Origin of the sequence: Spirosoma taeanense (assembly GCF_013127955.1) — a bacterium.
Taxonomy (GTDB): Bacteria; Bacteroidota; Bacteroidia; order Cytophagales; family Spirosomataceae; genus Spirosoma; species Spirosoma taeanense.
Map to the genome: position 1 here is coordinate 1,435,389 of NZ_CP053435.1, position 14,606 is coordinate 1,449,994.

11 protein-coding genes are annotated in these 14,606 nt (G+C 51.0%); 4 read left to right on the forward strand and 7 right to left on the reverse strand.

The genetic code is table 11. The annotated features are described in order from the left end of the window. Positions 1-71: 71 nt before the first annotated feature. Complete coding sequence (locus tag HNV11_RS06120; RefSeq protein WP_171738829.1) at positions 72-1,061, reverse strand: patatin-like phospholipase family protein; 990 nt, start codon at positions 1,059-1,061, stop codon at positions 72-74. A 242-nt stretch (positions 1,062-1,303) separates the two neighbouring features. On the opposite strand from HNV11_RS06120, the gene HNV11_RS06125 reads away from it, so the two are divergent. Next, the gene (locus HNV11_RS06125; protein ID WP_171738830.1) at positions 1,304-2,278 is read left to right on the forward strand and encodes a polyprenyl synthetase family protein; all 975 of its coding nucleotides are present in this window, start codon (positions 1,304-1,306) and stop codon (positions 2,276-2,278) included. A gap of 1 nt (position 2,279) precedes the next feature. On the opposite strand, the gene HNV11_RS06130 is transcribed toward HNV11_RS06125, so the two are convergent. Next, entirely contained in the window at positions 2,280-3,071 is a 792-nt protein-coding gene (locus tag HNV11_RS06130; protein ID WP_171738831.1) for a sterol desaturase family protein, read from the reverse strand. Positions 3,072-3,264: 193 nt separating this feature from the next. On the opposite strand from HNV11_RS06130, the gene pafA reads away from it, so the two are divergent. After that, entirely contained in the window at positions 3,265-4,929 is a 1,665-nt protein-coding gene (gene pafA / locus HNV11_RS06135) for an alkaline phosphatase PafA (protein WP_171738832.1), read from the forward strand. A gap of 63 nt (positions 4,930-4,992) precedes the next feature. Here the strand turns inward: pafA and HNV11_RS06140 are convergent, their stop codons facing one another. Next, entirely contained in the window at positions 4,993-5,763 is a 771-nt protein-coding gene (locus HNV11_RS06140; RefSeq protein WP_171738833.1) for a biotin--[acetyl-CoA-carboxylase] ligase, read from the reverse strand. Positions 5,764-5,874: 111 nt separating this feature from the next. On the opposite strand from HNV11_RS06140, the gene rsfS reads away from it, so the two are divergent. Both rsfS and ftsH read left to right on the forward strand, forming a co-directional pair. Further along, the gene (gene rsfS / locus HNV11_RS06145) at positions 5,875-6,270 is read left to right on the forward strand and encodes a ribosome silencing factor (RefSeq protein WP_171738834.1); all 396 of its coding nucleotides are present in this window, start codon (positions 5,875-5,877) and stop codon (positions 6,268-6,270) included. A 123-nt stretch (positions 6,271-6,393) separates the two neighbouring features. Beyond that, positions 6,394-8,427, forward strand: a complete 2,034-nt coding sequence (gene ftsH / locus HNV11_RS06150; RefSeq protein WP_171738835.1) for an ATP-dependent zinc metalloprotease FtsH — start codon at positions 6,394-6,396, stop codon at positions 8,425-8,427. Between the two features lie 69 nt (positions 8,428-8,496). Here ftsH and HNV11_RS06155 read toward each other — a convergent pair whose 3' ends face one another. From HNV11_RS06155 to ppk1, 4 genes are all read right to left on the reverse strand, one after another. Next, positions 8,497-8,988, reverse strand: coding sequence for a metallophosphoesterase family protein (locus HNV11_RS06155; RefSeq protein ID WP_171738836.1), 492 nt, complete (start codon positions 8,986-8,988; stop codon positions 8,497-8,499). Between the two features lie 51 nt (positions 8,989-9,039). Beyond that, positions 9,040-10,713 (reverse strand): fatty acid--CoA ligase, encoded by a 1,674-nt coding sequence (locus HNV11_RS06160; RefSeq protein ID WP_171738837.1) that lies wholly within the window; start codon positions 10,711-10,713, stop codon positions 9,040-9,042. Positions 10,714-10,854: 141 nt separating this feature from the next. After that, entirely contained in the window at positions 10,855-12,096 is a 1,242-nt protein-coding gene (locus HNV11_RS06165; protein ID WP_171738838.1) for a NupC/NupG family nucleoside CNT transporter, read from the reverse strand. 167 nt (positions 12,097-12,263) lie between these two features. After that, positions 12,264-14,552 carry a polyphosphate kinase 1 gene (ppk1, locus tag HNV11_RS06170; protein ID WP_240163799.1) on the reverse strand — a complete coding sequence of 763 codons (2,289 nt, stop codon included), beginning with the start codon at positions 14,550-14,552 and terminating at the stop codon, positions 12,264-12,266. Positions 14,553-14,606 lie beyond the last annotated feature (54 nt).

A 14,606-nucleotide genomic window follows, 5' to 3' on the forward strand; every position in this document is an offset into this window, starting at 1 on the left:
AACCCCACCAGCGCAAACTGGTGGGGTTTTTTAGTATAGACCTGACACGCCTTCTAAACACGTTCTAGGACCTATGTCAACGCAACAGCTTCACCGTTCAGCTTACGCGTTTTCAGCATATCCGTTCCGGCCTGATAGCCCGAAACAATCATCCGGCCGATGTCGTCGGAGGTGAACTTCATCAGGTTCAGGAATAAGGGTTCGGTAGGCCGGATAATCGTCAGGTGCAGGTGACGTCCGTGGAGCTGCTCGCGCTCGGCGAAACGCTCAGCCCAGGCAATATCGTTGTTGACAAGCTGATTGACCGTAATGTCCTTAACCCGGTCGGCCAGGTTAAGCAGGTTCCGATAATTGAATTTTTCGTTATAGATTTTCTTGGCGTGGCAGGCCACACAGGCTATTTCGGTTGCACCGTCTTCGATAGCAACACGCAGCGGAGCCACTTCGCGCAGCCCGCCATCCAGGAACGCCCGCCGATGGTCGCCCGCAATCTGCACGGCCGGCATCAGAAACGGCAGGGAACTGCTGGCGTAGACAAAATCCAGAAAATTTGGGTCGTTGGCGTCAGCGTACAGCATGTCGCCATTCACGATATCCACAGCTCCGACTTTTAACGTAACGGGTCCGGTTTTCAACGCTTCCAGATCGACATTCCGGCGGATCAGGTTCTGAATGGGGGAATTATCGAGCAACCCGTCGAAGCGGCTCATCAACGTATTGTACCCCATTCGGAAACGGGATCGAATAACCGCCACATCGTCGGGGCGGGTGATGTTCCGAATCCAGAATTCAATCAGATATTTCCCGACTTTCTCCCAGTCTACATGACCGGTTTCGGCCTGCTGCCGGGCGGCTTCGTTAGCCAGAAAGGTTGCATTCAGACTACCGACAGAGATGCCGTAAAGCTGGTCGGGTACGAAGCCGCTTTCGAAGAGAGCCATAGCGGCCCCGGCCTGAAACGCGCCTTTCAATGAGCCTCCACCCAGAACCAGCGCTTTGGTGGGCGGTTGTGTTTCTGCCGGTACGGTAGTGGGTAGTGCTGGGGTTGGATTATTGATCATAAATAGCGTAGAATCAGGGGTATCGATTGGCAGTAAGTTGAGGGTTTTTGATTAATAAACAAAGGAAAATTGATTAAGCAAGAACATCCGCGTTCATTCGTTTTTAAGCGGCTTTTTCGGCGTCTGCACATTCCTTGCTATACTTGCCGGGAATTTAGTCGGTAGCAGTCAGGCCTAAGTCAACAGAATATTTTGATGGCAGGCCGATTGCTGGATTACGACACAGGATTGACGACTCAAACATGGCTCTTACTGTCGCTGATATACAAGCTCCGATTACTGCTGAAATGGACTTATTCGAGCAGAAATTCCGGGACTTGATGAAAAGCGACGTTATGCTGCTCGACCAGATCATGAATTATATCGTGAAACGGAAGGGCAAGCAATTACGTCCCATGTTTGTGTTTCTGATGGCGGGCGTTTGCGGTCCGATCACCGAATCTACGTATCGGGGCGCGTCACTCATCGAACTTCTGCACACAGCCACGCTAGTTCACGACGACGTTGTCGATGACTCCAATTATCGGCGTGGCTTTTTCTCAGTCAACGCTCTCTGGAAAAATAAAATAGCCGTGCTGGTGGGCGACTATCTCTTGTCGCGGGGCTTACTGCTGTCGGTCGATAACGGTGATTTCGAACTGCTACAGATCGTATCGAAAGCAGTGCGGGAAATCAGCGAGGGTGAATTGCTGCAAATCGAGAAAGCGCGACGGCTGGATATTACCGAGGATGTGTATTACGAGATCATCCGCCAGAAAACAGCCTCGCTGATTGCGGCCTGCTGCGCTGTAGGAGCACGGTCGGCAGGTAGCGACCCGGCAACGGTCCAGAAAGCCCGGACTTTCGGCGAGAAGGTTGGTATAGCTTTCCAGATCAAAGACGATTTGTTTGATTACGGCACGGCTGAAGTTGGAAAGCCGCTGGGTATCGACATCAAAGAGAAAAAAATGACCCTGCCGCTTATTTACGCCCTGGGCAAGGCGGGGTTTTTTGAAAAGCGCCGAATCATCAACATCGTCAAGAACGAAAGCGAAAATCCTAAAAAGGTGAACGAGGTGATTGGGTTCGTAAAAAATTCGGGCGGCATTGAATACGCGACCGAAGCGATGAACCGCTATGTCGCCGATGCGCAGGCGCTGCTGGATTCATTTCCGGCCTCAACATACCGACAATCGCTGTATCAGCTGGTGCAGTACACAATAGAGCGCAGCAAATAGTTTACGTCTTCTTGTCCGGAGCGCTACTTGTCTTCTCCGCGAAAAGCCGGTGGAAGTCCGGGCTTTCGGTTTTCATCCATTTATCCCAGAACGTAAAGTACAGCCCGTAGTTGAAGCGGAACTGCGTATGGTGCAGACTATGGTGCGTAGCGCCGATGAGCCAGCGCCCCAGCCAGTGCTGGTTAAAATCGCGTGGGTAAATTTCTGTATTGAGGTGGTTGATGGCGCTCGATACAGTCATAATCAGCAGGATTAAACCGACTGCCGAAATGTGCAGGGGGATAACAAACGTCAGTGCCGGAATCACAATGGCCTGCAGGGTGCTTTCGAGTGGGTGAAATGAAAAAGAAGTCCAGGCAGATGTCGTGATGCTGTCGTGGTGCGTCTTATGCACCCACCGATACACGCCCGGTCGGTGCATCCAGCGATGGAGCCAGTAATAATACGTCTCATGAAAAAACAGGACAACCGCAACGCTGATGGGATACCACCAGATTGGGTAAGTCCGAAAATCCGTGTAGATACGGGTATAGCCTGCCTGATAGGCCATAATGACAGCCATAGCAATAGCGGTAAAGATGAGCGAGGTCAGCAGCGACCAGCCTATCTCGCGCCAGTCTTGGCCTGCTTTCCGGGGACGCATCTGTACGGCACGGTGCGCAAACTGATCTTTCATGGAAACCCTGAACAGCCACCAGAACGCCAGTGAAAACAGGACGTAACGCCCAAAAACCGCGAGGAAGAAAAGCAGGGCTGTGAGCCAGAACGTGGCCGGCCCGGTAATTTGAATCATATAGACTATCAGCTGGGAAAGCTTCGCTTATTCAACCGAATTTATTTGCCAATGTTAAAAATCTGATGGTGTTTTCAAAAAGGAGTTACGTCTCCTGCAGGTTTCATAAACGCTTTATTTAGCCAGGTCGTTGCCCCACTAATTAATTTGTACTTTTGCGGGCAGTTTTCTCAATTATTAATATACCGGCTTCATGCGCCTGCTTTCCTCAATTGGGCTGCTTTCCTTACTCACCGTAACGGCCTTTGCTCAGCCCCAGAAAACAACCCGTTCGGCAACTGCCTCAACCCGTCAGACGCTGGCCCGGCCTAAACTAGTCGTGGGTATCACGGTCGACCAGATGCGCTACGATTATCTGTATCGGTATTACGACAAATACGGTACCGGCGGATTCCGTCGGCTCATGAATGAAGGCTTCAACGCCCGCAACAACCACTATCATTACGCAGCTACGTATACTGGGCCGGGGCATACGGCAATCTTTACAGGGTCGGCTCCGGCCCTGAACGGTATCGTCGGCAATGATTTCTATGATCGGAATCTGGGCCGTCTGATGTACTGCGCCGAAGATACGAGTGTCAGCACCCTGGGCAACACCGGAAATGCTGGTAAGATGTCGCCCCGGAACATGCTCGTTACGACCATCGGCGATCAGTTGAAACTCGCTACCGATGGGCGGGCTAAAGTTATTGGTATTGCCCTGAAAGACCGGGGCGCTATTCTGCCAGCTGGTCACGCAGCCGACGGGGCCTACTGGTTCGATTCCCGCGATGGTAATTTTATCAGCAGTACCTTTTACGGCAAAGAACTGCCCGCCTGGGTGCAGGCTTTTAACGCCCGCAAACTGCCCGAACAGTTTATTGGCCAGACATGGCAGGCCAGTCTGCCCATGAACCAGTACACGGAAAGCACAACCGACGACCAGGCTTATGAAGGTTCGCTGCCGGGCGAGGCCAAAGCAGTGTTCCCCCATGAGTTTATTGGTACGGCAGGTGGGCTAAAATACGAAGTGCTGCGCACCAGCCCCTACGGTGACCAGATCACCAAGGAATTTGCGCTGGCGGCCTTGAAAGGAGAGCAGTTAGGACAGCATAGCGTAACTGATATGCTCTGCGTAAGCTTCTCCTCACCCGATTACATTGGGCACACGTTTGGTACCCACGCCGTTGAAACCGAGGACAACTACCTACGGCTGGACCGCCAACTGGCCGACCTGTTTGCAGAACTGGACGCTACGGTTGGTAAGGGGCAATGGCTGGCGTTTCTGTCGGCCGATCATGGCGTAGCCGATGTGCCGGGTTTTTCGCAGCAGTACCGCATTCCGGCTGGGGTGAAGAGCTATGGCGAAGTGAGCGAAGCCGCCAAGGCAGTTCTGGAAAAAGCTTTCGGGCCGGGACAGTGGATCCTGTCTTACATGAACCAGCAGCTGTATTTGAACCGGAACCTAATGGCCGAGAGAAAAATTGCCATGCAGGATGTGTATGAGCTGCTGCGGAGTACCCTGCTGAAGCAGCGGGGAATCGTCAATGTCATAAACCTGCACAATCTCTATGCAGAACCTTTACCTGAGCTCCAGGCCAACCTGTTCCGCAACGTGTATCACCCCAATCGGAGTGGGGATATTTACGTAATGCAGCAGGCCGGCTGGTTCGAAGGACGAGCCAAAGGCACCACCCATGGCACTACCTATGCCTACGATACCCACGTACCGTTTCTGATCTATGGCTGGGGCGTCCGTCCAGGTCAAACCTTCCGCCGGACGCACATACACGACATTGCGCCGACCGTTACAGCGCTGCTTAGTATCCTCGAACCCAGTGGCTGTATTGGTAATCCGGTCGAAGAGGCAATCAAATAATCGCGGAACCGTAACGCAGGAAAAAAGGGTAAGATAAGGAACTGATTTTACCCTTTTTCTCTTTTACTCGTCCAGCACAAACGCGATCTCTTTAAAGGCATAGTATCGAATCTGGCCTCCTTCAGCCAGGGCTAGTCGGCCGGTGGCATCAATACCGATAATCGTGCCCCGGAAGCGGCTGCCTTCGCGCTCGAATATATGCTCTTCCTGATAGCGATATAAAGTCTGGAGATAATTGATTTTTAGCAGGTCACGCTGACCGGAGCGAAGCTGTAAATAGCGCTGTTCCAGCTTTTCGGTCAGCGTGCCGAGCAGGCCGGGCAGATCATAGCCGTTTGGCAGGGGCCATTGCCGTTGCAGGGATGTAGCGGTTGAATACTGGAATTCTGTTTGGTTAACATTCAATCCCACGCCAATAATTGACCAGCCAATAAAGTATCCCTGCAACATATTTTCAATTAATATCCCGCCGGCTTTCTGGTTACCCACGTAAATGTCATTGGGCCATTTAACGCGCAATTGGCTGGTTAACAAGGGTTGCAAAGCGTCGTAAATACCCAGCGATACAGCCATATTCAGCCAGAACTGTTCCGTAGCATTCAGGAATGCCGGCTTTAAAATCAGTGAAAAGGTTAGATTCTGACCTGGTTTTGCTTCCCAGACATTACCCCTCTGGCCGCGTCCGGCAGTTTGCTGATCGGTTACGACAATAAGACCTTCCGGTGGGTCATTCTGGGCAATCAAAGCAGACGCTTCGTCGTTAGTGGACTGACAGCTTGGCAGATATTGTATTTTTTGCCCAATAAAAAGCGTTTTGGGATAGATTTTGTACAAAATTTTGTATAGTTTAGTAGAAGGAAGCTAATGGATGGTGCTGTGAACTAGTAACGTTCGCCAGGCAAAGTACCCGCTGATTAGCTTATCGTGCAATGTTAAACTGAAAGCATGAGAATCAACACAAACAGTGAATTTACCGCCGAGCAGATCCGTGATTTCGTGGTGCGGGGTATGCAGGAAAAGAAAGCGCATGACATTGTTGTAATGGACCTGCGTAATGTCAAGAATGCCATTTGCGATTACTTCATTCTTTGCTCGGGTAATTCCGATACACAGATTGACGCCATCTCCACTTCTGTAGAAGAAGAAGTTTATAAAGCCAGCAAGCAGGACCCCTGGCACAAGGAAGGAAAGCTGAACCGGGAGTGGATTCTGCTTGATTACGTGGACGTAGTCGCCCATGTATTCAAAAAAGATCGACGGGCGTTCTACGACCTTGAGCAGCTTTGGGGCGACGCCGAAATCCAGTACATTGAAGATGGCGAGTTGTCAACAGTAGGCTAAATCTACTGGCTATTTTGGCCCGCTTATGGGGCAGGCAAACCGCTTGTCCTAACCGTCAACCCAGAGAAACATTCGTTCATAATACGGTGTTACTCAAGAAATCCGTTTGTACAACCTGAGGAAATGTCAGAAAACAACAATAGAAATCCGTTAGTACCCCGGGGTAATGGCCCAAGAAAGCCAAACTTTCAGGGGTGGATTGTAGCGCTGCTGATTGCCGCTATCCTGGGCATTACGTTTTTCAACAAAAGCTCGGCTACCCGCGAGATTTCGCAGAAGCGGTTTGAGCGGATGGTGAAAGATCATGAGGTATCAGAGGTAATTTTAGTCAATGATAAAATTGCGGAAGTAACCCTTACGCAACAGGCCGCTCAAAGTCCTAAATACCGTAGTCAGTTCGCCGATAAGCCTTACTTTGGCACGAGTCACGGACCTCATTTTCAATTTCAGGTTGCCTCTGGTGAATCGTTTAAGAAGGATCTAGACCAGTTGCAGCAGGGCCTGCCTGATAATGAGAAGATTGATTTCAAGTTCGAGAGCCGGAGCGACTTTGGCAGTATTATCAGCACGTGGGGCTTCCTGATTGTGATGATCCTGGCTATGTATTTTCTACTGGGCCGGATGTCGGGCGCGGGTGGACCAGGCGGCCAGATTTTCAACATTGGCAAATCAAAAGCCGCCCTGTTCGACGCAGATAACAAGGTAAAGATTACGTTTAACGACGTAGCTGGTCTGGACGAGGCTAAAGAAGAAATCAAGGAAATTGTTGATTACCTGAAGAATCCAACTAAGTTTACCAAGCTTGGCGCCAAGATTCCAAAAGGTGCGCTCCTGATTGGCCCTCCGGGTACGGGTAAAACCCTGCTGGCGAAAGCCGTTGCCGGTGAAGCCGGTGTACCGTTTTTCTCACTGTCGGGCTCCGACTTTGTGGAGATGTTCGTTGGTGTGGGTGCGGCCCGTGTACGGGATTTGTTCAAGCAGGCTAAAGAGAAAGCCCCCTGTATCATTTTCATTGATGAGATTGACGCGGTAGGCCGGTCGCGGGGGCGGGGCTCCATGCCCGGTGCCAACGATGAACGCGAAAACACGCTGAACTCGCTGCTGGTGGAGATGGATGGGTTTGCAACCGACTCCGGGATTATTATCCTGGCTGCTACCAACCGTCCCGACGTACTTGATTCAGCCTTGCAACGTCCTGGCCGATTCGACCGTCAGATCAGCATTGACAAACCGGATATTATTGGCCGGGAAGCTATCTTCCGGGTTCACTTGAAGCCAATCAAGCTTTCGGCTGACGTTGACCCGAAAGAACTGGCTGCGCAGACGCCTGGCTTTGCTGGTGCTGAAATTGCCAACGTTTGTAACGAAGCGGCCCTGATTGCTGCCCGCAGCGACAAGGAAGCCGTCGATATGAAAGACTTCCAGGACGCTATGGACCGCGTGATTGGTGGTCTGGAGAAGAAGAATAAGCTGATTTCGCCCGAGGAAAAAGAGATCGTTGCTTACCACGAAGCCGGTCATGCCGTAGCAGGCTGGTTCCTCGAACATGCCGATCCGCTTGTTAAGGTAACGATTGTTCCCCGTGGTGTAGCCGCGCTGGGTTATGCGCAGTACCTGCCTCGTGAACAGTATCTGTACCGTACCGAGCAGCTTATGGACGAAATGTGCATGGCGCTGGGCGGTCGGGCAGCCGAAGATCTGATTTTCGGTAAAGTATCGACGGGGGCGCTGAGTGATCTGGAGCGTATCACTAAACTGGCTTACAGCATGGTGACGATGTACGGCATGAACGACAAGATCGGGAATGTATCGTTTTACGATTCCAAACAGTCGGACTACGCCTTTAACAAACCGTACTCGGAAGAAACGGCCAAGCACATCGATGAAGAAGTCCGCAAGATTGTTGAAATAGCCTATAACCGGACGAAAGACCTGCTGACAGATAAGCGGGAAGCGCTGGAGGTTATTGCCAAAGAATTGCTCGAAAAAGAAATTCTTTATCAAAACGATCTGGTGCGTCTGATTGGTAAGCGTCCGTTCGAACGCGAGACGGTCTACCAGGCTTATAAGAACAAAGGCGTTGCCGAAGAGGTGAAGGAAGAAATTGGCAAGGAGGCTAAGCCTGCCGAAACCGAACCGGAATCGTTACCGCTCTAAAGCAATTAATCAACAAAAAAGGCTTCTCAAGCGGGAAGCCTTTTTTGTTTGTGTTCCAGTGGATCGAGGCTATTTTTTGCCCAGCTCAACAACCTGCATATCGGCAATCCGGCCTGCATCGAGTGTAAAACGGATAGCTGTGCGCATGAGATGAAAGCCGGTTTTACCGGCCGCGCCGGGATTGATGAATAATAAATTATGCATGGCTGGATCACGCACGACTTTCAGAATATGTGAGTGGCCGCAAATAAACAGGTCAGGCGGGTTAAGTTGTAAGTTGGGCCTGACGACGGGATTATACCGGGGTGGTGCACCACCAATATGGGTCATCCAGATGTCCAGTTCTTCCAGTTCAAACCGCTGATGGGCGGGAAGGTCGCTTGATTCGCGATCGATATTGCCGCATACAACCCTGGTGGGTTTAAACGCTTTTAACTCATCAATCACCGTTAAGGCGCCCACGTCGCCAGCGTGCCAGATTTCATCACAGGCGTCGAAGTGCCTGAAGAGTTGTGGGTCCAGAAAGCTATGCGTGTCAGAAAGCAGGCCAATGCGAGTCATAAGAATCAATTTTCAGCAAATCCATTTATGGAGTCTGTCTCTGGCTTGCTGTTACTGTAAAATCAGGTCTTTCATCTCCGACCGGATTCGCTTTTTATCTATTTTACCAACGCTGGTTTTAGGGATTTCGGGTACGAACAGAATCCGGTCGGGAACGTACCATTTGTTGAGCTCGCCAAGCTGCACTTTAGCCTGCATGCCAGATTTTATACCCTCAGCGGTTAGTTCAGCCCCCGGTTTCTGCACGATCAGGGCATGCGGGCGTTCGCCCCAGCGTTCGTCGGGCAAGCCAACGACGGCGGCTTCGGCTACGCCGTCAACCTGCGACAACAAGTCTTCAATGTCGAGTGAGGAGATCCATTCGCCACCGGTCTTAATCACGTCTTTCGTTCGGTCAGCAATCAACACCCAGTTGTCGGGCGTAATGCTGGCTACGTCGCCGGTATGGAGCCAGCCACCTTTCCAAAGGGCCGCTCCACATTCGGGGTCTTCGTAATACCCCTGCGTTAGCCAGGGTCCCCGCGCCACAATTTCGCCCAATGAATGTCCGTCGTGCGGCACAAAATTCCCTTCATCGTCCATCAGATGCATCTCAATAAACGGTGCAATCCGGCCGGCGCGGGTGAGATAGTCAACCTTCTCGTCAACAGGTAGGTTACGTTCAAGATCGTTCAACTGGGAAAGCGCCATGATTGGAGCCGTTTCCGACATGCCATAGCCCTGATACACCTGGATGCCAAGTTCAAGCGCGCCTTTAGCCAGCCCTTTCGTCAGCGCCGACCCACCGATGATCACCTTCCAGCGGGTTAAATCGACCTGATTGGCGACTGGACTGTTGACCAGCATATTTAGGATGGTGGGAACGCAGTGCGACAACGTAACGCCTTCTTTCAGCAGGAGTTTCAGCAAAAGTTCAGGCTCATATCGCCCCGGATAAACCTGCTTGGTCGACAGCATGGTCGCCAGAAACGGGAAACCCCAGGCATGCACGTGAAACATAGGCGTAATGGGCATATACACGTCCGTTACCGACGAAAACGGTACAGCTTGGTAGCCGCAGACGTAAGTTGCCAGACCCATCGTGTGCATAAATAATTGCCGGTGCGAAAAATAGACGCCTTTGGGGTTACCTGTCGTACCAGTAGTATAAAATGTGGTTGCCCAGGTGTTTTCGTCAAAATCCGGGAAATCGTACTGATCCGATGCGTTACCAAGCAAAGCCTCGTACTCGCCCGAAAAGCCAGTCGGCAGGTCTCCAACGGCAATGGGATCGGTATAGACCTTATCAGATATAAGCACGAATTTCTCAACCGTCGTCAACTGGTCTTTAATGGCGCTCAGAATGGGCAGGAAGTCTTCATGAATCAGGACGATTTTATCCTGAGCGTGATTCATTGTATACAGAATCTGAGCGGACGAAAGTCGAACATTGATAGTATGCAGTACCACCCCGTAGCTTGTCACACCGAAAAAACATTCCAGATACCGGTGGCTATCCCAGTCAAGTACGGCAACCGTATCACCGGGCTTTACGCCGAGGTCTGTTAATACATTGGCTAACTGCCGAACGCGCCGGTTGAACTCGACGTAATTCATTCGAAACAGATCGCGGTAGATTATCTCACGCTGCGGCTCATATTTGGTGGACTGGGCCAGCAGGGTTTTAATCAGCATGGGCGGTTCAACAGCTTCGGCGGTGCGGGGAATCAATTTCGTCTGAATCATGGCAGTATCCTGGTTTGGAAGACAACGTAGAAGCCGAAGGTACAATTGAACGAACTGAAGAAAAAATAGTAATTAGCAAACGACCCGACTTTATAAAGTCGGGTCGTTTGCTAAGCAGGAAGAACAATAAAAGTCGTTAACTTACAGTAGCAGACCCGCCAGCGTCGCCGACATATAGCTGGCCAATGTACCACAAACGAGGGCTTTGAAGCCTAATCGGGCGAGGTCGCTACGGCGGTTGGGAGCCAGCTCGCCAATACCACCTACCTGAATAGCGATAGAGCTGAAATTAGCAAAGCCGCAGAGCGCAAAACTGGTAATGGCAACCGTCTTCGGGTCGAGGGTAGTTTTAATCTTTACGAGGTCCAGATAAGCTACAAACTCATTAACGACCATTTTGGTACCCATCAGAGCGCCAGCGGCCTGGATGTCTTTTCCGGGCACACCCATCGCCCAGGCGAACACCGAGAACAGTTTGCCAAGTAGAAAATTCATACTCAGGTCAGGAATGTTAAATACCGAGACGCCGATGCGCAGCAGAATATAATCGAGCAGAGCGATCACAGCGATAAAGCCAATCAGCATAGCTACCACATTCAGGCCGACCTTTAGACCTTCGCTGGCGCCACCTGCAATGGCGTCGAGTAAATTGACGTGGTTCTTTTTAATTTCAACTTTGACCACGCCCTGCGTTTCAGAAACTTCGGTTTCGGGAAATACAATCTTGCTGATGACAAGGGCGCCGGGTGCGGCCATTATACTGGCTGCCAGCAGGTAAGGCGCCGGTACGCCCAGCGAAATATACACGGCCAGAACGCCCCCGGCTATGCAGGCAAAACTACCCGTCATAGAAGCCATCAACTCCGAATTGGTCATGGTCCGGAGGTAAGGTTTCACCATAATCTGCGCTTCAACCTGCCCGACAAACGTACTGGCTACGTTGGACAGCGCTTCCGCTCCACTTACTCCCATCAGCGTTTTCATAACCCGGGCCATCATGGAGACCACCCGCTGCATGATACCGAGGTGATAAAAGATGTTGACCAGAACCGCTACGAAAATGATAGTTGGGATGATTTTAAAGAAGAAAATAAAGTCGTTGCCTACCCCAAAGGCGCGGTCCAGAATATCGCGTCTGACCAGTGAACCAAAGACAAACTCGGCACCTTTGTCGGAGAAGGATAAGAGTCTGGCAACGGCTTTCCCTAACCAGTTGAATATTTGGCCGCCAACCTCAGTTTTTAAAATAAAGACGGCCAGCCCAAACTGGAGAGCCAAGCCAACGCCAATAGTACGATAGTTGATGGCTTTACGGTTGTTCGACAGGGCGTAAGCAATTCCCAGAATTAAAACAATACCAATCAGGCCGGTAAAACGATCCATTCAGTGAAAACGAAAGTCTAATTAAGGTGGCGAAGATACAAACAAAAGGGGCTGAAATGACGTTAGAACAGGGCTCAAGAAGACAAAAGTGAAAACGGGACGATTCGGCCATACGAGTGCCAAATCGTCCCGTTCGGCGGTTCACCCGCCCATCCCTTGTGTAATTCTTAAATATCTGCGATAGCCCGCTCGGCGCCTTCCTGATATTCTTCCTCAATCTGGGCAACTTCAGCGGGTTTAATTTCCGGGTCGAACAATCGTGCTTTGCTTGCCTCTTTTTCGGTCACTTCAAAAAAGCGCTGATGCATATTGAACGGCTTACTGCCGACTGGTACGTCGCATTTCTTAAAATTGCCGTCTTCGTTCAACTCAAAGGCATTTACGTTGTCGCGCAGGTTATAATCCAGAATCAGGATTGCCTGTTGCTTGACTCGTGGATCAGCCAGATAAAACAGCGACTCGATCCGCCGGTCAAAACTCCGTACCATGATGTCGGCGCTACCGCCATAAACTTTCGGATCGCCGTTATTATGAAAATAGTAAATCCGGGTATGCTCCAGAAAATCGCCTACGATGGATCGTACCGTAATATTCTCGCTTAAACCGGTGCGGTGGGGACGTAGGCAGCAGATACTACGTACAATCAACCGGATAGGAACGCCTGCCTGCGAGGCTTTATACAGCTCGTTAATAACCTCTTTGTCTTCCAGGGAATTGACTTTGATGCAGATACCACTTGGCAAGCCGTGTTTGGCATTATCGGCTTCTAAGCGAATGAGCCGTACGAGCTGTTCGCGCATGTCGCGCGGGGCCGTAATCAGATACTGGTATTCGTTCGGTAAGGAATGCCCCGTGATAACGTTGAAGAACTCCGAAATGTCGTGGGTGTACACTTCGTTCGTCGTCAGCAGACCAATATCTGTGTATAGTTTTGACGTGTCTTCATTGTAGTTTCCGGTAGCCATATGCGCATAGCGCACTACGCGGCTGCCCTCATTCCGAACGACCAGCAGCAGTTTTGTGTGTGTTTTAAAGCGGCTGATTCCGTAGATGACAAAACAACCCGCTTTCTGCAGACGCTGGGCCTCCCGGATGTTGTTTTCTTCATCAAATCGCGCTTTTACCTCAAACAGAACCGAAACGTGTTTTCCATTTTCGGCGGCTTTGAGCAGGGCTTCCGTAATGCGTGACCGCTTCGCCAGCCGGTAAACCGTAATTTTTATAGCCAGTACGTGCGGGTCTTCTGCGGCCTGTTCGAGCAGCTGCAGGACGGGCTCGAAGTTGTTGTAAGGATGATGAAGGAAAAGGTCCCGCTGCTTGATTAACTCAAAAATGTCGTCGGTTTTGTCGCGCCCAGCCCGCAACAGTCCCAGTGGTGGCACCGGCGCATGCGGTCGGGGCATGTCATCTTTAAAGTCCGGATAATTGATGATTTGCCAGAAGGCCGAAAAGTCAAGCATGGTGCGCGACTCAAAAATATTCAGGTCGTCAATCTCCCAGCGTTTTTTGAGCAGATTCAGCATCCAAGGCGACCCAACATGGCCGGTTGCATCAATTTCAACCTCAACGCGCGTTACGCGTCCCAGCCGCCGGTTTTTGATTTTCTGCCGGACTTCATCAATAAAATCAACTTCATCGTCGTCATTTTCTTCGAGCGTGAAATCGCCATTCCGGGTGATACGAAACAGATTGACCGACGTTAGCTCGACGTTTCGGTAAAGTTTCTTGATGTTCTGCCGGACAATTTCTTCAATCGGAATAAATACCGTTACGTCTTCCCGCTCAAAAGACAAAAAACGCGGCAGGTTAGCCGGAATCTGCACGAACGACAGTCGTTGGCGATCGTCTTCATCTTCGGAGCGCAGGCTTTGCAGTTCGGCGCCGTCGGGACTTTGCGTTACGACGCCGAAGATCAGCACTTTTGCCAGCAGAACCGGAAAAGTGTGCGTGTAGTCGTACAGCATCGGCGTCAGCGTTGGGTAAATTGCCCGGTCGAAGTAGCTGGTCGCTTCGGTCTGTTCGTCAGGTGTCAGGTCCTGATAATCCACCAGCATAAGCCCATTTTCGGCAAAGAGCGGCAGCAGTTCTTCGGTGAACAACTGCTGCTGGTCCCGGCAAAACTGCTGTGCGTTCGTGAACAGAGCCTTACGGAACGGCACCTCGCGCAGACCGGAGTAATCGATCCGCTGTTTGTGGTAATCCAGATAATTATACAGGCTACCTACGCGAATCATAAAGAATTCGTCGAGGTTGGATGCCGAAATGGCCAGAAATTTGAGCCGTTCCATTAGCGTCCGTTCGGTGCTGCGCGCCTGATCCAGGACCCGCTCGTTAAATTTGAGCCAGCTTAGATCGCGACTGAGGTAATCGCTCTGATCAATAACGCTGCTGACTTTTTCGCTAACTTTTGCCATTTTATCAATTGCCTGCGCCGGCGGGTTCGTCTGGCGGTGCATAAATCGGGAAACCAAATTTCCTAATATCGTACGGTTGGGGTTGAAGGAATAACG